The 20813-nt window shown below is 61.1% G+C and carries 17 protein-coding genes and 2 tRNA genes; 15 read left to right on the plus strand and 4 right to left on the minus strand.

What is annotated here, in order from left to right; translation table 11 throughout:
* Window positions 1-10 precede the first annotated feature (10 nt).
* The 10 genes from ACP7CJ_RS10900 (at window position 11) to ACP7CJ_RS10945 (ending at window position 13009) form a co-directional block, all read left to right on the plus strand.
* A complete protein-coding gene (locus ACP7CJ_RS10900; RefSeq protein WP_276196062.1) occupies window positions 11-1432 on the plus strand; it encodes an N-acetylmuramoyl-L-alanine amidase in 1422 nt (473 codons plus the stop codon).
* A complete protein-coding gene (gene mutL / locus ACP7CJ_RS10905; protein WP_276196063.1) occupies window positions 1432-3345 on the plus strand; it encodes a DNA mismatch repair endonuclease MutL in 1914 nt (637 codons plus the stop codon). Before ACP7CJ_RS10900 ends, mutL begins: the two co-directional genes overlap by 1 nt.
* Window positions 3345-4316 (plus strand): tRNA (adenosine(37)-N6)-dimethylallyltransferase MiaA, encoded by a 972-nt coding sequence (gene miaA / locus ACP7CJ_RS10910; protein WP_276196064.1) that lies wholly within the window; start codon window positions 3345-3347, stop codon window positions 4314-4316. The genes mutL and miaA overlap by 1 nt, the downstream gene beginning before the upstream one ends.
* A 94-nt stretch (window positions 4317-4410) precedes the next feature.
* Window positions 4411-4671: an RNA chaperone Hfq gene (gene hfq, locus ACP7CJ_RS10915; protein ID WP_276196066.1), complete on the plus strand. Its 261-nt coding sequence runs from the start codon at window positions 4411-4413 to the stop codon at window positions 4669-4671.
* Between the two features lie 12 nt (window positions 4672-4683).
* The gene (gene hflX, locus ACP7CJ_RS10920) at window positions 4684-5985 is read left to right on the plus strand and encodes a ribosome rescue GTPase HflX (protein ID WP_247398214.1); all 1302 of its coding nucleotides are present in this window, start codon (window positions 4684-4686) and stop codon (window positions 5983-5985) included.
* 96 nt (window positions 5986-6081) lie between these two features.
* Window positions 6082-7257 carry an FtsH protease activity modulator HflK gene (hflK, locus tag ACP7CJ_RS10925; RefSeq protein WP_276196068.1) on the plus strand — a complete coding sequence of 392 codons (1176 nt, stop codon included), beginning with the start codon at window positions 6082-6084 and terminating at the stop codon, window positions 7255-7257.
* Window positions 7257-8123: a protease modulator HflC gene (gene hflC / locus ACP7CJ_RS10930; protein ID WP_247398201.1), complete on the plus strand. Its 867-nt coding sequence runs from the start codon at window positions 7257-7259 to the stop codon at window positions 8121-8123. The genes hflK and hflC overlap by 1 nt, the downstream gene beginning before the upstream one ends.
* Before the next feature lie 280 nt (window positions 8124-8403).
* On the plus strand, window positions 8404-9591 hold the full coding sequence (locus ACP7CJ_RS10935; RefSeq protein WP_276196070.1) for an ATP phosphoribosyltransferase regulatory subunit: 1188 nt from the start codon (window positions 8404-8406) through the stop codon (window positions 9589-9591).
* Window positions 9592-9645: 54 nt separating this feature from the next.
* Window positions 9646-10935 carry an adenylosuccinate synthase gene (locus ACP7CJ_RS10940; protein ID WP_276196072.1) on the plus strand — a complete coding sequence of 430 codons (1290 nt, stop codon included), beginning with the start codon at window positions 9646-9648 and terminating at the stop codon, window positions 10933-10935.
* Between the two features lie 139 nt (window positions 10936-11074).
* A complete protein-coding gene (locus ACP7CJ_RS10945; protein WP_276196073.1) occupies window positions 11075-13009 on the plus strand; it encodes a methyl-accepting chemotaxis protein in 1935 nt (644 codons plus the stop codon).
* Between the two features lie 111 nt (window positions 13010-13120).
* On the opposite strand, the gene ACP7CJ_RS10950 is transcribed toward ACP7CJ_RS10945, so the two are convergent.
* The 3 genes from ACP7CJ_RS10950 to ACP7CJ_RS10960 form a co-directional block, all read right to left on the minus strand.
* Window positions 13121-14686: an ABC transporter permease gene (locus ACP7CJ_RS10950; protein WP_426100403.1), complete on the minus strand. Its 1566-nt coding sequence runs from the start codon at window positions 14684-14686 to the stop codon at window positions 13121-13123.
* Window positions 14686-15711 (minus strand): iron ABC transporter substrate-binding protein, encoded by a 1026-nt coding sequence (locus tag ACP7CJ_RS10955; protein WP_426100401.1) that lies wholly within the window; start codon window positions 15709-15711, stop codon window positions 14686-14688. Before ACP7CJ_RS10955 ends, ACP7CJ_RS10950 begins: the two co-directional genes overlap by 1 nt.
* A 144-nt stretch (window positions 15712-15855) precedes the next feature.
* Window positions 15856-15942, minus strand: a tRNA-Leu gene (locus ACP7CJ_RS10960).
* On the opposite strand from ACP7CJ_RS10960, the gene ACP7CJ_RS10965 reads away from it, so the two are divergent.
* Window positions 15917-16111, plus strand: a complete 195-nt coding sequence (locus ACP7CJ_RS10965; protein ID WP_276196078.1) for a hypothetical protein — start codon at window positions 15917-15919, stop codon at window positions 16109-16111. The two genes, ACP7CJ_RS10960 and ACP7CJ_RS10965, sit on opposite strands and share 26 nt — an antisense overlap.
* A gap of 9 nt (window positions 16112-16120) precedes the next feature.
* Here ACP7CJ_RS10965 and ACP7CJ_RS10970 read toward each other — a convergent pair.
* A tRNA-Leu gene (locus ACP7CJ_RS10970) sits at window positions 16121-16207 on the minus strand.
* Between the two features lie 224 nt (window positions 16208-16431).
* Between ACP7CJ_RS10970 and rnr the strand changes: the two genes are divergently transcribed.
* The 4 genes from rnr to rpsR all read left to right on the plus strand — a co-directional run bounded on the left by rnr (window position 16432) and on the right by rpsR (window position 20811).
* Window positions 16432-19068, plus strand: a complete 2637-nt coding sequence (gene rnr / locus ACP7CJ_RS10975; RefSeq protein WP_426100399.1) for a ribonuclease R — start codon at window positions 16432-16434, stop codon at window positions 19066-19068.
* The gene (gene rlmB / locus ACP7CJ_RS10980) at window positions 19065-19820 is read left to right on the plus strand and encodes a 23S rRNA (guanosine(2251)-2'-O)-methyltransferase RlmB (protein WP_276196081.1); all 756 of its coding nucleotides are present in this window, start codon (window positions 19065-19067) and stop codon (window positions 19818-19820) included. The genes rnr and rlmB overlap by 4 nt, the downstream gene beginning before the upstream one ends.
* A gap of 309 nt (window positions 19821-20129) precedes the next feature.
* On the plus strand, window positions 20130-20552 hold the full coding sequence (gene rpsF / locus ACP7CJ_RS10985; RefSeq protein ID WP_226505553.1) for a 30S ribosomal protein S6: 423 nt from the start codon (window positions 20130-20132) through the stop codon (window positions 20550-20552).
* A gap of 28 nt (window positions 20553-20580) precedes the next feature.
* Window positions 20581-20811, plus strand: coding sequence for a 30S ribosomal protein S18 (gene rpsR, locus ACP7CJ_RS10990; protein WP_002551829.1), 231 nt, complete (start codon window positions 20581-20583; stop codon window positions 20809-20811).
* Window positions 20812-20813 lie beyond the last annotated feature (2 nt).

The following is a 20813-nucleotide window of genomic DNA, read 5'->3' on the forward strand; positions in this document are numbered from 1 at the left end:
GGGGTTAGGTATGCGCTTTCGCGCGTTGGTTGCTGTCGTAGGGGTGTTGCTTGCGGCAATGACTGTGAATGCTCTGGCTGCTTCACAGGTGAAGAGTGTTCGCCTGTGGCGAGCGCCGGATAACACGCGACTGGTGTTCGACCTGTCTGGCCCGGTCCAGCACAGCGTCTTTACCCTGACGGCGCCTGATCGCCTGGTGATCGACATCAACGGTGCGACCCTGGCCGCGCCGCTGAAGGTGTCTACCGCCAACACCCCGATTACCAGCATGCGCTCGGCCCAGCGCACGCCGACCGATCTGCGCGTGGTCATCGACCTGAAAAAGGCCGTGACCCCGAAAAGTTTCTCCCTGGCGCCCAACGCCCAGTACGGCAACCGCTTGGTGGTTGACTTGTACGACAACGCCGCCGATGCCGCGCCACCGCCCGCGCCGACGCCGAGTGTGGCAACCGTGCCGGCTGTGCCGGTCAGTCAGTCGCAACCGCAGGTCAAGTTGCCGCCGCCACCGCCGGCGCCTGCGGGTAAACGTGACATTATCGTGGTAATCGACGCCGGTCACGGCGGCGAAGACCCGGGCGCTTCCGGCTCGCGTGGTCAGCATGAAAAAGACGTGGTATTGGCCATCGCCCGTGAATTGCAGCGCCAGGTCAGCGGCATGAAAGGCTATCGCGCCGAGCTGACCCGTACCGGCGACTACTTCATCCCGCTGCGCGGCCGCACCGAAATCGCGCGCAAGAAGGGCGCCGACCTGTTCGTCTCGATCCACGCCGACGCCGCGCCTTCGTCCGCCGCCTTCGGCGCCTCGGTGTTTGCCCTGTCGGATCGCGGCGCCACGTCCGAGACGGCCCGCTGGCTGGCCGACAGTGAAAACCGTTCCGACTTGATTGGCGGGGCCGGCAACGTGTCCCTCGACGACAAGGACAAGATGCTTGCCGGTGTACTGCTCGACCTGTCGATGACCGCCTCGCTGACCTCCAGCTTGAACGTCGGGCAGAAAGTCCTGAGCAACATCGGCCGCGTGACATCGCTGCACAAACAGCGCGTGGAACAGGCCGGGTTCATGGTGTTGAAATCGCCGGACATCCCGTCGATCCTGGTGGAGACCGGGTTTATCTCCAACGCCAACGAAGCCTCGAAACTGGCCAGCGCCAGCCACCAGCAGGCATTGGCACGCTCCATCAGTGCCGGTGTGCGTCAGTTCTTCCAGCAGAACCCGCCGCCGGGCACGTATGTCGCCTGGCTGCGCGACTCCGGGAAAATCGCCCAGGGCCCGCGTGACCATCGTGTACAGCCTGGCGACACCCTGGCCATGCTGGCGGTGCGTTTCCAAGTGTCGGCCGCGACCTTGCGCAGCGCTAACAACCTGAAAACCGATGAGTTGAAGGTCGGCCAGGTGTTGACCATCCCCGGCACTGAATTGGCGGCACAGTAATGAGTGAATCGATCCTCAACAGCGGCTCGCGCATCGAACTGCTCAGCCCGCGCCTTGCCAACCAGATTGCGGCGGGCGAGGTGGTCGAGCGGCCGGCTTCGGTGATCAAGGAGTTGCTGGAAAACAGCATCGACTCCGGCGCCAAGCGCATCGATGTCGACGTCGAGCAGGGCGGCGTCAAGCTGCTGCGGGTGCGTGACGACGGCAGCGGCATCTCCTCCGACGACCTGCCACTGGCTCTGGCGCGGCACGCCACCAGCAAGATTCGCGACCTTGAAGACCTTGAGCGCGTGATGAGCCTGGGCTTTCGCGGCGAGGCCCTGGCCTCGATCAGCTCCGTGGCGCGCCTGACCCTGACCTCGCGCACGCGCAGCGCCGACCAGGCCTGGCAAGTGGAGACCGAAGGCCGCGACATGGCGCCTCGGGTCCAGCCGGCTGCGCATCCGGTGGGCACTTCGGTGGAAGTGCGTGACCTGTTCTTCAACACCCCGGCGCGACGCAAATTCCTCAAGGCCGAGAAAACCGAATTCGATCACCTGCAGGAAGTCATCAAGCGCCTGGCCCTGGCGCGGTTCGACGTGGCATTTCATCTGCGTCACAACGGCAAGACCATCCTCAGCCTGCACGAAGCCAATGACGACGCCGCGCGCGCCCGGCGGGTGGCGGCGGTCTGCGGCGCGGGGTTCCTGGAGCAGGCGCTGCCGATTGAAATCGAACGCAATGGCTTGCGCCTGTGGGGTTGGGTGGGGTTGCCGACGTTCTCGCGCAGCCAGGCGGACTTGCAGTATTTCTTTGTGAACGGGCGGGCGGTGCGCGACAAACTGGTGGCCCACGCGGTGCGCCAGGCGTATCGCGACGTGCTGTTCAACGGGCGGCACCCGACGTTTGTGCTGTTCTTCGAGGTCGATCCGTCGGTGGTCGACGTCAACGTACACCCGACCAAGCATGAAGTGCGCTTCCGTGATGGGCGCATGGTGCATGACTTCCTCTACGGCACCTTGCACCGCGCGCTGGGCGATGTGCGTCCGGATGACCAACTGTCCGCGCCGATCGTGACGGCGGTGGTTCGCCCGAGTGGCCCGGAAGCCGGCGAGTTCGGCCCACAGGGCGAAATGAGCCTGGCGGGCAACCTGCTGCAATCGCCGCAACCGCAGCCGAACTACACGGCGCCGGGCACGGGTTCGGGGGCGGGCTATCAGTATCAATACACTCCGCGTCCGCAATCGGCGGTGCCGGTAGCTGAAGCGCAGGCGGCCTACCGTGAGTTCTTTGCGCCGCTACCGGGGGCCGAGCCGAGCGCCGTCGCCCTGCCCGAAGGAGGGGGGGATATTCCGCCATTGGGCTATGCGTTGGCGCAGCTCAAGGGCATCTATATCCTCGCGGAAAACGCCCACGGCCTGGTGCTGGTGGACATGCACGCGGCCCACGAGCGGATCATGTACGAGCGCCTGAAAATCGCCATGGCCAGCGAAGGCCTGAGCGGCCAGCCGCTGCTGGTGCCGGAATCCCTGGCGGTCAGCCAGCGTGAAGCCGATTGCGCCGAAGAGCACGCCAGCGTGTTCCAGAAGCTGGGTTTCGAACTGCAACGCCTGGGCCCGGAAACCCTGGCGATCCGCCAGATTCCCGCGTTGCTTAAGCAAGCCGAGGCCAACCGGCTGGTGGCCGACGTCTTGGCGGACCTGATGGAATACGGCACCAGCGACCGTATCCAGGCGCACATCAACGAGCTGCTTGGCACCATGGCCTGTCACGGTGCGATCCGCGCCAATCGCCGCCTGGCCTTGCCGGAAATGAACGGCCTGCTGCGCGATATGGAAAACACCGAGCGCAGTGGACAATGCAACCATGGCCGACCGACCTGGACCCAAATGGGCCTGGACGATCTGGACAAACTGTTCTTGCGCGGCCGTTGATGAGTGCCTTGCCCCCCGCGATCTTCCTGATGGGCCCCACGGCCGCCGGCAAGACCGACCTGGCCATCGAGCTGAGCAAAGTGCTGCCCTGCGAGCTGATCAGTGTCGACTCTGCCTTGGTTTACCGTGGTATGGATATCGGAACTGCCAAGCCTTCAAAGGAACTGCTGGCTCACTATCCGCACCGATTGATCGACATCATCGACCCCGCAATGAGCTATTCGGCGGCAGATTTCCGCACCGACGCGCTGGCGGCTATGGCCGAGATCACCGCGCGCGGCAACATCCCGCTGTTGGTGGGCGGCACGATGCTCTACTACAAGGCTTTGCAGGAAGGCCTGGCGGATATGCCGCCGGCCGACGCCCAGGTGCGCGCCGAGCTCGAAGAAGAAGCAGCGCGCCTTGGCTGGCAAGCCCTGCACGACCAATTGGCGGCAGTCGATCCGGTGTCCGCCGCGCGCATCCACCCCAACGACCCCCAGCGCCTCAGCCGAGCCCTGGAAGTCTGGCGGGTAAGTGGTCAGACCATGACCGAGCATCGGCAGCGACAATCTGCGCAAAGTGCTGACGCAGGCGCATCGGGGCGGTCACAATTGCCCTATACTGTGGCGAATCTGGCGATTGCTCCGGCAAATCGCCAGGTGCTGCATGAACGAATTGCACAAAGATTCACAATTATGTTGGAACAGGGGTTTGTGGACGAGGTCGTAGCACTGCGTTCAAGAGGTGATCTGCATTCAGGGTTGCCTTCGATACGTGCTGTAGGCTATCGCCAAGTCTGGGATCATCTGGATGGCAAGCTGACGTCAGCCGAAATGCGGGAGCGCGGCATTATTGCCACGCGCCAATTGGCGAAGCGTCAGTTCACCTGGCTGCGCAGTTGGAGCGATTTGCACTGGCTGGACAGCCTGGACAGCGACAATCTGTCACGCGCCTTGAAATACTTGGGAACGGTCTCCATATTGAGCTGAGTCCTTGCAATTGCCGTCTATCCTTGGGGGTGTGACGGCCATAAGCTATCTATTTTCCGATTTTTTATTATTGATCCTTAAAGGAGTGCGGCACATGTCAAAAGGGCATTCGCTACAAGACCCTTACTTGAATACTTTACGTAAAGAGAAAGTTGGGGTTTCCATCTACTTGGTCAACGGTATCAAGCTGCAAGGTACGATCGAGTCGTTCGACCAGTTCGTGATCCTGCTGAAAAACACCGTCAGCCAAATGGTTTACAAGCACGCTATCTCGACAGTCGTTCCAGTTCGTCCAATCCGTCTGCCTAGCGCGGCCGATGGCGAACAGGGTGACGCTGAGCCAGGTAACGCCTGATAGGAGTCTCCTTTGTTCTTTGAGCGCCACGGTGGTGGTGAGCGAGTGATCCTCGTTCACTTGGATGGACAGGACCCTGAGGCGCGCGAAGATCCGCAGGAGTTTCAGGAGTTGGCTAATTCGGCCGGCGCCGAGACCGTTGCGTTTTTTAACGTACCGCGTCATCGGCCAACCGCCAAATACCTGATTGGCAGCGGCAAGGTCGAGGAACTGCGCGACCTGGTCCATGCCGAACAGGCCGATCTGGTGATTTTCAATCACATCCTCACGCCCAGTCAGGAGCGTAACCTCGAACGTGTTTTCGAGTGTCGCGTGATCGACCGTACCGGCCTGATTCTCGATATTTTCGCCCAGCGCGCCCGTACCCATGAGGGCAAGCTCCAGGTTGAACTGGCCCAGCTTGACCACATGAGCACCCGGCTGGTGCGTGGCTGGACTCACCTTGAGCGCCAGGGTGGCGGTATCGGCATGCGTGGCCCTGGCGAGACCCAGCTCGAAACCGACCGGCGACTGCTGCGGGTTCGCCTGCGTCAGATCAAGGGCCGGCTGGAAAAAGTCCGCAGTCAGCGCGAACAATCGCGACGTGGCCGCAGCCGAGCGGATATCCCTACCGTTTCCCTGGTGGGTTACACCAACGCCGGCAAGTCCACGCTGTTCAACAACTTGACCAAATCGGACGTGTACGCGGCCGACCAACTGTTCGCGACCCTTGACCCGACCCTGCGCCGCCTGGAACTGGCGGACCTGGGGCCGATTGTCCTGGCCGACACAGTGGGCTTCATTCGTCACTTGCCGCACAAACTGGTCGAGGCATTTCGGTCTACGCTCGAAGAGTCGAGCAACTCCGACCTGCTGTTGCACGTGATTGATGCGGCTGAGCCTGATCGCATGTTGCAGATTGAACAGGTGATGGTGGTGCTGGGCGAGATTGGTGCCCAGGACTTGCCCATCCTCGAGGTCTATAACAAACTCGATTTGCTTGAAGGCGTTGAGCCACAAATTCAGCGCGACGAAGACGGCAAGCCCCAGCGGGTCTGGTTGTCGGCGCGTGATGGTCGCGGCCTGGACTTGCTTGAGCAAGCGATCGCCGAGTTGCTCGGCAACGATTTGTTCGTCGGCACCTTGCGCTTGCCTCAGCGTTTTGCTCGACTGCGTGCACAGTTTTTCGAGTTGGGCGCGGTACAGAAAGAAGAGCACGATGAAGAAGGTGTCAGCTTGCTGGCCGTTCGATTGCCGCGCTCGGAGCTGAATCGGCTAGTCAGCCGCGAAGGCGTTATACCGACAGAGTTCATCGAGCAACACACTTTGCAATAAAAGCCTGAGAAAGCGGTTGTGCCGCAGTAGCAGGCATTCTGTAGCATTGGTCGGCGCGCCGTGGGTGCGTCTTTGCTTTATCAGATGGAGAGCGCTATGGCTTGGAATGAGCCGGGTGGCAACTCGAATAATCAGGATCCTTGGGGTGGTAAGCGCCGCAATAATGGCGACCGCAAGGGGCCACCGGATCTCGACGAGGCCTTCCGAAAGCTGCAGGAAAGCCTGAATGGGTTGTTCGGTGGTGGAAAAAAACGCGGTGGTGACGATGGCGGTCGCACAAGCAAGGGCGGCGGCTACGGCCTGCTGGGCCTTGGGCTTGTCGTGCTCGCGGCTGTGTGGCTGTATAGCGCGGTCTACGTGGTGGACGAGCAGGAGCAGGCCGTGGTGCTGCGCTTCGGCAAGTACTACGAGACTGTCGGCCCAGGCCTGAACATCTACTTCCCGCCGATCGACAAGAAGTACATGGAGAACGTCACGCGTGAGCGTGCCTACACCAAGCAGGGCCAGATGCTGACTGAAGACGAGAACATCGTCGAAGTGCCGCTGACCGTGCAGTACAAGATCAGCAACCTGCAGGACTTCGTGCTGAACGTCGATCAGCCGGAAGTCAGCCTGCAACAGGCGACTGAGAGCGCCTTGCGCCACGTGGTGGGCTCCACCGCGATGGATCAGGTGCTCACCGAGGGTCGTGAGTTGATGGCCAGCGAGATCAAGGAGCGCCTGCAACGGTTCCTCGACACGTATCGCACCGGCATCACCGTCACCCAGGTCAACATACAGAGCGCAGCCGCACCGCGCGAAGTACAGGAGGCCTTTGATGACGTGATCCGCGCCCGTGAAGACGAGCAGCGTTCGCGCAACCAGGCTGAAACCTACGCCAACGGCGTCGTGCCGGAAGCCCGTGGTCAGGCCCAGCGCATCCTTGAAGATGCCAACGGTTACCGCGATGAAGTGGTCTCCCGTGCCAAGGGTGAAGCGGATCGCTTTACCAAACTGGTCGCCGAGTACCGCAAGGCACCGGAAGTTACGCGTGAGCGTCTGTACCTGGACACCATGCAGGAAGTCTTCAGCAACACCAGCAAGGTTCTCGTGACCGGCAGCAAGGGTGGGCAGAACAACCTGCTGTACCTGCCGCTGGACAAGATGATCGAAGGTGGTCGTAGCGGCGCCAGCGCACCGGCTACCGGTTCGAATGCCGCTGCCAACGAAGCGAGCGCCCGTGCGGCCGCTGACTTGCTGCAACAGCAAACACGTACCAGGGAGAGTCGTTGATGAACAATAAATCGCTGACAGCCCTGATTGTGGGCGTCGTCGTGGTCATCGCTGCCTGGAACTGCTTCTACATCGTGGCTCAGACCGAGCGTGCGGTGCTGCTGCAATTCGGTCGCGTGGTCCAGGCGGATGTCCAGCCGGGCCTGCATGTGAAAGTCCCCTACGTCAACCAGGTGCGCAAGTTCGACGCACGCCTGATGACCCTGGATGCACCGACACAGCGTTTCCTGACCCTGGAAAAGAAAGCCGTGATGGTTGACGCCTACGCCAAGTGGCGCGTCAAGGATGCCGAGCGCTTCTACACCGCGACCTCCGGCCTCAAGCAGATTGCCGACGAGCGCTTGTCGCGTCGTCTGGAATCGGGTCTGCGTGACCAGTTTGGTAAGCGCACCCTGCACGAGGTGGTGTCCGGTGAGCGTGATGCGCTGATGGCGGATATCACTCGTTCGTTGAATACGATGGCGGAAAAAGAGCTGGGGATCGAAGTTGTCGATGTCCGGGTCAAGGCCATCGATCTGCCGAAGGAAGTGAACCGCAGCGTGTTCGAGCGCATGAGCACCGAGCGTGAGCGTGAAGCGCGTGAGCACCGTGCCAAAGGTAACGAGCTGGCCGAGGGTATCCGTGCGGATGCCGACCGTCAGCGTCGTGTGCTGTTGGCCGAGGCCTATCGCGAGTCTGAAGAAGCGCGTGGTGATGGTGATGCGCAAGCCGCGTCGATCTACTCTAAAGCCTACGGCCAGGACCAGGAGTTCTACGCGTTTTACCGTAGCCTGCGTGCCTACCGTGAAAGCTTCGCGAGCAAAACCGACGTCATGGTGCTGGACCCGAGCAGCGACTTCTTCCGTTACCTGGAAAAGTCCAAGTAACTCAATGTTCACTCCCGTCGGGCGGCTAAAACGCCTGGCGGGGTGATCCTTTGAGAAAACGGGTGTATGATGCGGCAGCCGGGAAATTCCCGGCTTTTTTGCGTCTGCATGTTTGATTCGGCAGGCGCGACAGGTTTTTCGAGGAAAGTGCCCGACGAGGCCGTTTGCAGGCCGTTCGTCACGTCGCTCTTGCGCGTGGTTTATGCCAGGGGCGGGCATTTTCTGCTTCACTCAAGGCTCGGCCGAGGGTTGGCCGCCCGGATCATAGGGGAATGGCGTAATGGCAACGGTAGACCGCTGGCTGCTGCCAGATGGCATCGAAGAAGTACTGCCACCAGAAGCTGCGCGCATTGAAGTTGCGCGTCGCCAGGTGTTGGATCTGTTCCAGAGCTGGGGTTACGAGTTTGTCGTGACCCCCCATATCGAGTACCTGGAATCCCTGCTGACCGGCGCGGGCCAGGACCTGGATCTGCGCACCTTCAAGGTCATCGACCCGCAATCGGGCCGGCAAATGGGGTTCCGTGCCGACATCACGCCGCAAGTGGCGCGCATCGATGCGCACACCCTGCGTCGCGAAGGCCCGAGCCGTCTGTGCTACGCCGGCAGCGTGCTGCATGCAAAGCCGCGGGCGTTGTCGTCGTCGCGCAGCCCGATCCAGTTGGGCGCCGAGTTATACGGCGATGCCAGCCCGAGCAGTGACGTGGAAGTCATCAGCCTGATGCTGGCCATGCTGCAACTGGCTGACGTGCCGGATGTCCACATGGACCTGGGCCACGTTGGTATCTACCGTGGCCTGGCCCGTGCGGCGGGGTTGTCCGGTGAAGTGGAACAACAGTTGTTCGATGCCCTGCAGCGCAAGGCGATCGACGAAGTCATTGCCCTGACCGAAGGCGTGCCGGCCGAACTGGCTGACATGCTGCGCGCGTTGGTGAACCTGTGCGGCAGCCGCGAAGTTCTGGATGCTGCACGTGAGCGCCTGGCCAATGCGCCGGCGCCGGTATTGGCGGCACTGGATGACGTGCTGGCGATTGCAGAGCAGTTGTCGGCACGGTTCCCGCAACTCCCGCTGTATTTCGACCTGGGCGAGTTGCGCGGCTACCACTACCACACCGGTGTGGTGTTCGCGGTGTTTGTGCCGGGTGTTGGCCAAGCCATCGCCCAAGGCGGTCGCTATGACGATATCGGCGCCGACTTCGGTCGTGCGCGTCCGGCCACCGGTTTCTCCACCGATTTGAAAACCCTGGTGACCCTGGGGCGTGCTGAGGTCGAGCTGCCGTCTGGTGGCATCTGGATGCCCGACAGTACGGATGCAGCACTCTGGCAGCAGGTTTGCCAGTTGCGCGGTGAGGGTCAGCGTGTCGTCCAGGCTTTGCCTGGGCAACCATTGGCCGCCGCCCGTGAAGCGGACTGCGACCGGCAATTGATTCTGCAGAACGGGCTTTGGCAAGTATCGCCACTGGCTTCTTGAGTTTTCCTGCCGGCCAACGCCGGCACCAAGTTTGCGCGAATGAGGACAAGTGTTATGGGTAAGAATGTCGTAGTCCTGGGCACCCAATGGGGTGATGAGGGCAAAGGCAAGATCGTTGATCTGCTGACCGAACATGCTGCCGCCGTAGTGCGCTACCAAGGCGGCCACAACGCTGGCCACACCCTGGTCATCGATGGCGAAAAAACCGTCTTGCACCTGATCCCGTCGGGCGTACTGCGCGAAGGCGTGCAGTGCCTGATCGGCAACGGCGTCGTGGTTGCACCGGATGCCCTGCTGCGCGAGATCACCAAACTGGAAGAGAAAGGCGTACCGGTGCGCGAGCGCCTGCGTATCAGCCCGTCCTGCCCGCTGATCCTGTCCTTCCACGTTGCGCTGGACCAGGCCCGTGAAAAGGCGCGTGGCGAGCTGAAGATCGGCACCACCGGTCGCGGTATCGGCCCGGCCTATGAAGATAAAGTCGCGCGTCGCGGCCTGCGTGTTGGCGACCTGCTCAACATGCCGCGCTTTGAAGACAAACTGCGCGAACTGGTGGAATACCACAACTTCATGTTGGTGGGTTACTACAAAGAGCCAGCCATCGAATTCGACAAGACCCTGGCCGAATGCAAGGAATACGCTGAGCTGCTCAAGCCGCTGATGCTCGACGTGACCGCCGAGCTGCACGACCTGCGTCGTGCTGGCAAAGACATCATGTTCGAAGGCGCTCAAGGCTCGTTGCTGGACATCGACCACGGTACCTACCCGTATGTGACCAGCTCCAACACTACCGCTGGTGGCGTGGCTACCGGTTCGGGTGTTGGCCCTATGTTCCTGGACTACATCCTGGGCATTACCAAGGCTTACACCACTCGCGTCGGTTCGGGTCCATTCCCGACTGAGCTGTTCGACGAAGTCGGTGCACACCTGGCCAAGCAAGGTCACGAGTTCGGCGCAACCACCGGCCGTGCTCGTCGTTGTGGCTGGTTCGATGCCGTTATCCTGCGTCGTGCTATCGATGTGAACAGCATCTCGGGTATCTGCCTGACCAAGCTGGACGTGCTCGACGGTCTGGAAACCATCAACATCTGCGTCGGCTACAAAGATGCAGAAGGTAAGAGCGTTGCTCCGACTGACGCTGACAGTTACGTGGGTCTGCAGCCGGTGTACGAAGAAGTGCCAGGCTGGACCGAATCGACCGTGGGTGTCAAAACCCTGGAAGAGCTGCCAGCCAATGCGCGTGCTTACATCAAGCGCGTTGAAGAGCTGATCGGCGCGCCGATTGACATTATTTCGACGGGCCCGGACCGCAACGAGACCATCGTTCTGCGTCACCCGTTCGCTTAATAAGCTGTTGATGTAAAAAGCAAAGGGCTCCTTCGGGAGCCCTTTGTCGTTTCAGTTCGCCAAACGGCACGACCCTTGCTGTATTTCCTTTTTTCGCGGTGCTATCAAATTACTGGCACCCGTGGTGGAGGGATTCCCGATGTCTGCCGTTCTCTCATTGTTACAAAGTCGACTGTTGCGGCCGGTGTTCGTTACCCTAGGTATCGCTCTTTTGGTGCAAGTGCTGGTGGCGGTTGCTCTAACTCGGAGCACAGTCACGGCGCTGGAAGCTGATTTGGGCAATCGCCTGGGGCTCGACAGTCAGAAACTGTCGAGCGAATTGGCCCAGGCTGGCAAAGAAGTCACATCCAGCCTGGACAGCTTGTCCAGCAGCACCCGTCAGCGTCTGACTGCTGGGCTTTCCGCGCGCCTGCAGGAAGAGCAGAAGCAACTGCGTGCGACCCTGGAAAAAGACCTGCAAGACTCCGCTAATGACATGGCGCAATTGCTGGCCTCCGTGGCGCCCCGTGCCATGTGGGACAACGATGTGCCGACGCTGTCGGAGTTCGCCCGACGGGCCCAGCGCAATCCCAACGTGTTGTTCGTGGTGTATGACGACGCTGCCGGTGAGCATCTGACGCGCTATCTGAACCGGGAAAACCCGATCAACCAGGCTTTGCTGGAAAAGGGCAAGGGCGACCGTGCTCTCGATAAAGTGCTGGACGCCGCCAAGGCGGACGCCTCCGTGTACTACGTCGAAGCGTCCATCAGCCCCAACGGTGTCGAGATCGGCAAGGTCCGCATGGGCGTCTCGACCGCGTCGGTAGAGGCCGACCTGCTGGCGCTGGATAAGCGCTTTGCGGCACTGATTGCCAGCGGCGATCAGTTGGTGGGTGACAGCCTCAAGGGCGCTGCGGCGGATAGTGCTGCCGCCATGGGCGCGAGGTTGCAATCGGCGCAGGCGACCGCTACCCAGATGACCGCCAACACCACGAGTGTCGTGCAAGAAGCGGCGGGTACGCTGCGCTGGCGCATCGGCATGGGGCTCGCGGTGGTCGGTTTTGGTGTCTTGCTGCTGATCGCGGTGGTGCTCGGGCGGCGCGTGGTTAATCGTCTGAAACTGTTGATCGCGGCCATGGATGACCTGGCGGCGGGCGAGGGTGACCTCACCAAGCGCGTGCAGATCAACAGCAAAGATGAGATCGGCGACATGGCCTCCGCGGTCAATCGCTTTGTGGATAAGTTGCAGCCCATCGTGCGCGAGGCCGGCGATGTGGCGCAGCGTACCGGTGTGGAAATCGGCGCGATGACCTTGCGCAATGCCGGCGCCGACGCGGCGGCGGGTTTGCAGCGCGACGAAGTGGCCGAGAGCCTGCGCGCGCTGTCGCAGATGGCCGATGAGGCCCAGGCCGAAAGCCATGCGATGCAGGCCGCGCTGCAGCAGGTGGTGGATATTCGCCAGGCTACGGATGAAAACTCACGCACGTCGGCTGAAGTGGGCAGCTTGATCGAAGCGCTGGCGGGCCAGGTGCAGGCCGGTTCCAAAGTCATCGAGCGCCTGGCAGCGCAAAGCGAGCAGATCGAAGTGGTGCTGACAGTGATCCACGGCATCGCCGAGCAGACCAACCTGCTGGCGCTCAACGCGGCCATCGAAGCGGCGCGTGCCGGTGAGACCGGGCGTGGCTTTGCGGTGGTGGCAGACGAGGTGCGTGCGCTGGCGAGTAAAACCCAGAGCTCCACCGGTGATATTCAGGCGCATATCGTGGCGTTGCAGCAGGGCGCTCGCGAGGCGGTCGAAACCATCGGCAAGGCAGGGCGCCAGGCCAACGAGGGCTTGCTGGTGCTGCGCGACAGTGTGCGCTTGCAGCAGACGGTGCAGGTCTCGGTGGAGCAGGTACACGCGGCGATTGGCCTGGCCACTCGTGCGGCTGAGCATCAAGCTCGGGGCGCGCATGCGGTACGTGGGCGGGTCGAGGTGATTCACGCTCAGGCCGAGCGTGCCGCGCAGGCTGTGGTGGAAACCACGGCCAGTGGCAAGGTGCTGGATGGTTTGGCGGCGCAGTTGAAGGCGAGCCTGGGGCAGTTCCGGGCTTAGTGTTGTCTGTGCCGCCGCCATCGGGAGCAAGCCCCCTCCCACAGTTGACCGAGTTCCAGCATTTGGAATGCGGCCGAATGTGGGAGGGGGGGCTTGCCCCCGATAGCGGTTTCAGCGGCTCAAATACATCCGAGTGGTGAGCAAATAAACCGGCAACCCCGACACCAGAATCAACAACCCTGCATAAGGCGCTGCCGCCGCGAACTCCACGTTCGAGGTATGCGCCCACACGGCGGTCGCCAGGGTATTCAACCCGGTCGGGCTCAGTAGCAACGTCGCCGTCAATTCCTTCATCGCATCGAGAAACACCAGCGCGAACGCCGCACCCAATGCCGGGAAAATAATCGGCAAGGTCACCCGGCAAAAAGCGCTGAACGATGAAGCACCCAGTGTGCGAGCGGCTTCCTCCAATTGCGGCGCAGCCTTGTTCAGGGCTGTGCGAATCGGCGCCTGGGCCAATGGCAAAAACAGCAGCGCATAAGCAATCAGCAACAGTGCTGACGTCTGGTACAGCGCCGGCACGTAATGCAAGGCGAAGTACACCAGTGTCAGTGCAATCACCAGGCCGGGCAGGGCGTGCAGCAAGTACGGCAGGCGCTCGGCCCAAATCGCCAGATGGCCTTTATAGCGCACCACCAACAACCCCACCGGCACCGCGAGTACCAGGCACAGTGCCGCGCCAGCCAGCGACAGCGCCAGGGAGGACAGCAACGCCTGGCCAATTTCGGTCACCGGGAACGCGGCCGACGAGCCTACCGCCAGCCAATAGCCGAGCATCCCCAATGGAATGCCGCTGCCGATGATCGCCAGCGCCAGGCAATACAGCTGCCCCAGCGGCGCCCACTTGCCCAGTCGAACCTGCTCCGCATGCCGCGCCGCACCCTGGCCGATACGCACATGTCGACCCTTGCCGCGCACGCGCAACTCCAGCCACAGCAGCGTCAGGCACATCGCCAGCAACACCGCCGACAACATCGCGGCATTGGCATTGCTGAATTCCAGTTCGAATTGCTGGTAGATCGCTGTGGTAAAGGTCTGCAGGCCGATGATCGACAGCGCGCCGAACTCCACCAGCATATGCAGCGCGATCAGCAGTGCCCCGGCCAGCAGTGACGGCCACAGCAAGGGCAAAGTGATGCGCCAGAACACGCCCCAGCGATTCAGTCCCAGGGTGCGCGCAGACTCTTCAAGGGAGGGGTCGAGATTGCGCAGGGTCGCCGCCACGGGTAGAAACACCAGCGGGTATTTGGACAGGGTCATCACCAGGATCGCCCCGCCGAGCCCTTCGAAGTTGGCGCTCAGCGACACCCAGGTAAAGCTGCTGACAAACGCCGGCACCGCAAACGGCAGGCACAGGATCACGCCCCACAGGCGGCGCCCCGGTAGGTTGCTACGCTCCAGCAGCCAGGCCAGGGACAGGCCAATCACGCCGCACGCCACCGTCACTCCAATCATCAGGGCCAGGGTGTTGCGCAGCAGCCCGAACACATACGGCCGCCACAGCAGATGCACCGCTTCCGCCCAGCCGGCTTGCCAGGCTTTGAGCCCGACATACGCCAGCGGCAGCAGGCTCAAGCCAACCAGAAGCAGCACGGGCAGCAACAGCCAGATCGAAGGACGCTTGCGCCTCGGGCTGTAACCCCCGCGCAAGGCCGGGGTGGGGAGCGATGGGTTCATCAGTTCAGGCCAACGTCACGTTCCATTTCCAGGGCTTCTTCAGCGTTGCCCAGGTCGGCGGGGGTGACTTTCGGCGGTTGCAGCTCGCTGAACGGCTTGAGGCCGCGATTGGACTCCATGCCCTTGCGCAGCGGGTATTCGGCCGAGGTGTTGGTGATCACGCGCTGGCCTTCTTCACTGGTCATGAACGCCAGCAGTTGTTGGGCTTCTTTCGGGTGCTTGCTGGATTTCAGCGCGGCAGCGGAAGACACGGTGATCAGGCCGCCAGCATCGCCATTGGTGAAGTAGTGCAACTGCGAGTCCAGGTTGGTTTTTTCCTTCTTCAGGGCAAACCAGTAGTAGTTATTCACCAGAACGGTGGCGACTTCGCCGTTTTCCACGGCTTTGAGGGCGACCATGTTGTTGCTGTACACCTTGCCGAAGGCGCGCAGGCCGGTCAGCCATTCTTCGGCGGCCTCACGACCGTGCAGCGTGATGATCGCCACGGCCTGCTCCTGGAACGCGCCGCTGGTGGGTACGAAGCCGACCTTGCCTTGCCATTCGGGGCGGGCGAAATCCAGCACCGACTTGGGCAGGTCTTTCTCGGCAATCAGTTTCGGGTTGAAGGCTACGACGCGGGTGCGTGCGGTCACGCCCATCCAGTCGCCATTCCTGCTGACATAGTCCTTGGGTAATACATCGAGCGTGCTGGCGTCGATTTTTGCCAGCAGGCCTTGCTCGCCGAGTTTGTTCAGCGGCGGCGATTCTTCTGTGTAGATAACGTCGGCCGGGGAGCGCTCGCCTTCTTCGACGACCTGGCTGGCCAACTGGTTGCTGCTGCTTTTGCGCACATTGACGTGGATGCCGGTCTTGGCTTCGAAGGCCTTGGCGAGGCCATCGCCGACTTCTTTGTGTTGGCCGTTGTACAGGGTTAGGGAGATTTTGTCGGCGCAATAGGCCGCGGGCGAGAGCAGGGTCAGGCCGAGCAGAGTGATGCTCAGGCCGCGCAGAAGAGATGTCTTGAGATGGGTGTCGCGGATCATCATCCGGAAGTTTCCTCGCTTGAGTGCAACAAATCGTTGCAAGGATAAACGATAAAGCTTCTCAAGTGCGGACGAGGGGGAAATCGATGGGGAAGTTTTCATGCCCCGGAAACGAAAAAACCCGCTTTCGCGGGTTTGATCTGAATTTGGTGCCCAGGAGAAGACTCGAACTTCCACGACCTTGCGATCACCAGCACCTGAAGCTGGCGTGTCTACCAATTTCACCACCTGGGCATTATCAAGCAACGTTGCCGCTGTCGATGGAGCGAACTATACGGCGGGCTTTTTGATCTGTAAACCCCTGATTCAAAAAAATAAATCGGGATTTGCTTTAAAAATCAAAGGCCTGAAACGCAAAAACCCGCTTTCGCGGGTTTTTGGGAGACTCAAGGTTGAACCTTGAGTTTGAAATTGGTGCCCAGGAGAAGACTCGAACTTCCACGACCTTGCGATCACCAGCACCTGAAGCTGGCGTGTCTACCAATTTCACCACCTGGGCAGCATCAACAACGTTGCCGTCGTCGATGGCGCGCACTATACGGAGTGGTTTTTGAACTGTAAACCCCCGCCATGAAAAAAGCCTGGAAAATTTCGCCAATGGTCGTGCAAGGTGCGTCTTGGGGGCTACAAAGTGTTTTAAAACGCTTGTTGACGCCTGAAATTTCCCGTTTCAATACGCGTATGCCAAACTAACCCACATATAGACAAGGTGAAAACTCTCTAATGGCCGATTGGCAGTCCCTCGATCCCGAGGCCGCTCGTGAAGCGGAAAAATATGAAAACCCTATTCCTAGCCGCGAACTGATCCTGGCGCATCTCGCCGATCGTGGTTCGCCTGCTAGCCGCGAGCAGTTGGTTGAAGAGTTCGGTCTGACCACCGAAGACCAGCTCGAAGCCCTGCGCCGCCGCCTGCGTGCCATGGAGCGCGATGCTCAGTTGATCTACACCCGCCGTGGCACGTATGCGCCCGTGGACAAGCTCGACCTGATCCTGGGCCGCATTGCTGGCCACCGTGACGGCTTCGGCTTCCTGATCCCGGATGACGGCAGCGACGACCTGTTCATGAGCCCGGCGCAAATGCGCCTGGTGTTCGATGGCGACCGTGCGTTGGCGCGCGTGTCGGGCCTGGACCGTCGCGGCCGCCGTGAAGGCGTGATCGTCGAAGTAGTGTCCCGTGCCCGTGAGTCCATCGTCGGGCGTTACTTCGAAGAAGGCGGCATCGGCTTCGTCATTCCGGACAACCCGAAGGTCCAGCAGGAAGTGCTGGTGACCCCGGGCCGCAATGGCGCCGCCAAGGTCGGTCAGTTCGTGGAGGTGAAAATCACTCACTGGCCAACCCCGCGCTTCCAGCCCCAGGGCGATATCGTCGAAGTGGTCGGCAACTACATGGCGCCGGGCATGGAAATCGACGTCGCGCTGCGCACCTACGATATTCCTCACGTGTGGCCTGACGCCGTGCTCAAGGAAGCCGCCAAGCTCAAGCCGGAAGTCGAAGATAAGGACAAAGAGAAGCGCATTGACCTGCGCCATCTGCCGTTCGTCACCATCGACGGCGAAGACGCCCGCGACTTCGACGATGCGGTGTATTGCGAAGCCAAGCCTGGCAAGCTGCGCCTGTTCTCGGGTGGCTGGAAGTTGTACGTGGCGATTGCCGACGTCTCCAGCTACGTGAAGATCGGTTCGGCGCTGGATAACGAAGCTCAGGTGCGCGGCAACTCCGTGTACTTTCCTGAGCGTGTGATCCCGATGCTGCCTGAGCAGTTGTCCAACGGCCTGTGCTCGCTGAACCCGAAAGTCGACCGTTTGGCCATGGTGTGCGAGATGACCATCTCGAAAACCGGCGAAATGACCGACTACCAGTTCTACGAAGCGGTGATCTACTCCCAGGCGCGCCTGACCTACAACAAGGTCAGCACCATCCTGGAAGCGCCGAAGACCAGCGAAGCCAAGGCCTTGCGTACTGAATACGCCGGTGTGGTGCCGCATCTCAAGCAGCTGTATGCGCTGTACAAGGTGTTGCTGGGCGCACGCCATGTGCGTGGTGCGATCGATTTTGAGACCCAGGAAACCCGGATCATTTTCGGTTCCGAGCGCAAGATCGCCGAGATCACCCCGACCACCCGCAACGACGCGCACAAGCTGATCGAGGAATGCATGCTGGCGGCCAACGTGGCCACCGCAGAATTCCTGAAGAAGCACGAAATTCCTGCGCTGTACCGGGTGCATGATGGTCCGCCGCCGGAGCGTCTGGAAAAACTGCGCGCCTTCCTCGGCGAGCTCGGCCTGTCCCTGCACAAAGGCAAGGATGGCCCGTCGCCGAAGGATTACCAGGCACTGCTGGCCAGCATCAAGGACCGTCCGGATTTCCACCTGATCCAGACCGTGATGCTGCGTTCCCTGAGCCAGGCGGTGTACAGCGCCGACAACCAGGGCCACTTCGGCCTGAATTACGAGGCGTACACCCACTTCACGTCGCCGATCCGGCGTTACCCGGACTTGCTCACGCACCGCGCGATCCGCAGCGTGATCCACTCCAAGCAGGACACCCCGCACGTCAAGCGCGCCGGTGCCATGACCATTCCGAAGGCGCGGATCTATCCATACGACGAAGCGGCCCTGGAACAGCTCGGGGAGCAGTGCTCCATGAGCGAGCGCCGTGCCGACGAAGCCACCCGCGACGTTGTGAACTGGCTCAAGTGCGAGTTCATGAAAGACCGCGTAGGCGAGTCGTTCCCAGGCGTGATCACGGCCGTGACCGGCTTTGGTCTGTTTGTCGAACTGACCGATATCTACGTCGAGGGCCTGGTGCATGTCACCGCCTTGCCGGGTGACTACTACCACTTCGATCCTGTGCATCACCGCCTGGCGGGCGAGCGTACCGGTCGCAGCTTCCGCTTGGGCGACACCGTCGAAGTGCGCGTGATGCGCGTCGACCTGGACGAGCGCAAGATCGACTTCGAGATGGCCGAAAAAACCATCGCCGCGCCGATCGGCCGTAAAAAGCGTGGCAGCGAAACCGCAGCTCCGGCCACCAAAGGCAAGGGTGCTCCTGCGAAAGCTGCCGCCACCGAGCCTGCGCCGGCGAAGGCTGGTCGTCGTCCGGCTGCCAAGGACAAGGCCCCTGAAGCCTACCGCCCGAGCGATGCAGCGGCGAAAAACGCCGAGCTGCGCAAGAGCCGTGAGTTGAAGCAGCAGTTGCTCAGCGAAGCCAAAAGCGGTGGTAAAGCGGCGTCTGGGGGAAAGTCCCAAGGGGCGGAAAAACCGTCGAGCAAGCCCAGTAAACATCGTAAAGGCCCGCCCAAAGCGGGTTCGGCTCCCGCGAAAAGCGGCGGGTCGCGTAAACCTAAGGCCAAGTCATGAGTCTGGAAAAAATCTACGGCGTCCACGCCGTAGAAGCACTGCTGCGTCATCACCCTAAACGCGTCAAGCAGGTTTGGCTGGCGGAAGGTCGCAGCGAGCCGCGCGTGCAGGCGTTGGTCGAGTTGGCCAACGAAAACCGCGTAGCGATCGGCCAGGCCGAGCGTCGCGAAATGGACGTGTGGGTTGAAGGCGTTCACCAAGGCGTCGTCGCGGATGTCAGCCCGAGCCAGGTATGGGGCGAGGCCATGCTCGACGAGTTGCTCGACCGGACCGAAGGCCCACCGCTGTTGCTGGTGCTGGACGGCGTGACCGACCCGCACAATCTCGGCGCCTGCCTGCGTTCGGCGGATGCTGCTGGTGCGCTGGCGGTGATCGTGCCCAAGGACAAGTCGGCCACGTTGACGCCGGTTGTGCGTAAAGTCGCGTGCGGGGCGGCGGAAGTGATTCCGCTGGTGGCCGTGACCAACCTCGCGCGCACCCTGGAGAAACTCCAGCAGCGCGGCCTGTGGGTCGTGGGTACGGCGGGGGAGGCGGAGGTCAGCATTTATGACCAAGACCTCACCGGCCCGACCATCCTGATCATGGGCGCCGAAGGCAAAGGCATGCGTCGCCTGACCCGCGAGCATTGTGATTATCTGGTTCACCTGCCAATGGCCGGTAGCGTCAGTAGCCTCAATGTGTCTGTTGCGACGGGTGTGTGCTTGTTTGAAGCCCGACGCCAGCGCGGCGCCAAGGCCAAGACCAAGAAGTAATTTTGAGTCTGGCATAGATGCAAAATGTGGGAGGGTGCTTGCTCCCGATAGCGGTAAGGCAGTCACACATTGTGTCACTGATAAACCGCAATCGGGAGCAAGCACCCTCCCACATTTGTTTTGAGGTGTCTGGGTGATTGTTCAAATAATCACCAATCACCTTGCGCCCGTCCTCCCCCTTCTCTACAATTGCGCCCCTTGCCTTCCTGGCAGGCACCGATGTGCCTCCCTGCGGCAAGATCCATAAGTGTCATTCACTCCTTGTCTGACCGTTTTTGAGCGGCAGGCTACAACCCGTAAGGAGCATTCATGCGTCATTACGAAATCATCTTTTTGGTCCACCCGGATCAAAGCGAGCAAGTCGGCGGCATGGTAGAGCGTTACACCAAGCTGATCGAAGAAGACGGCGGCAAAATCCACCGTCTGGAAGATTGGGGCCGTCGTCAACTGGCCTATGCAATCAACAATGTTCACAAGGCTCACTACGTGATGCTGAACGTTGAATGCACTGGCAAGGCTCTGTCCGAGCTGGAAGACAACTTCCGCTACAACGATGCTGTGATCCGTAACCTGGTCATCCGTCGCGAAGAAGCCGTTACCGGCCAATCCGAGATGCTCAAGGCTGAAGAAAACCGCAGTGAGCGCCGTGAGCGTCGCGACCGTCCTGAGCACGAAGGCGCTGAAAGCGCTGATAGTGATGACAGCGACAACAGCGATAACGCTGACGAGTAATCCACGGACCTTTTAAGGAGCCTATCAAATGGCACGTTTCTTCCGTCGTCGTAAATTCTGCCGCTTCACCGCTGAAGACGTGAAAGAGATCGATTACAAAGATCTCAACACTCTGAAAGCCTACGTATCCGAGACCGGCAAAATCGTTCCAAGCCGTATCACCGGTACCAAAGCACGTTATCAGCGTCAGCTGGCCACCGCTATCAAGCGCGCCCGCTTCCTGGCCCTGCTGGCCTACACCGACAGCCACGGCCGCTGAGA

This window comes from Pseudomonas sp. PSPC3-2 (assembly GCF_049897085.1).
GTDB classification, from domain to species: domain Bacteria; phylum Pseudomonadota; class Gammaproteobacteria; order Pseudomonadales; family Pseudomonadaceae; genus Aquipseudomonas; species Aquipseudomonas paraveronii.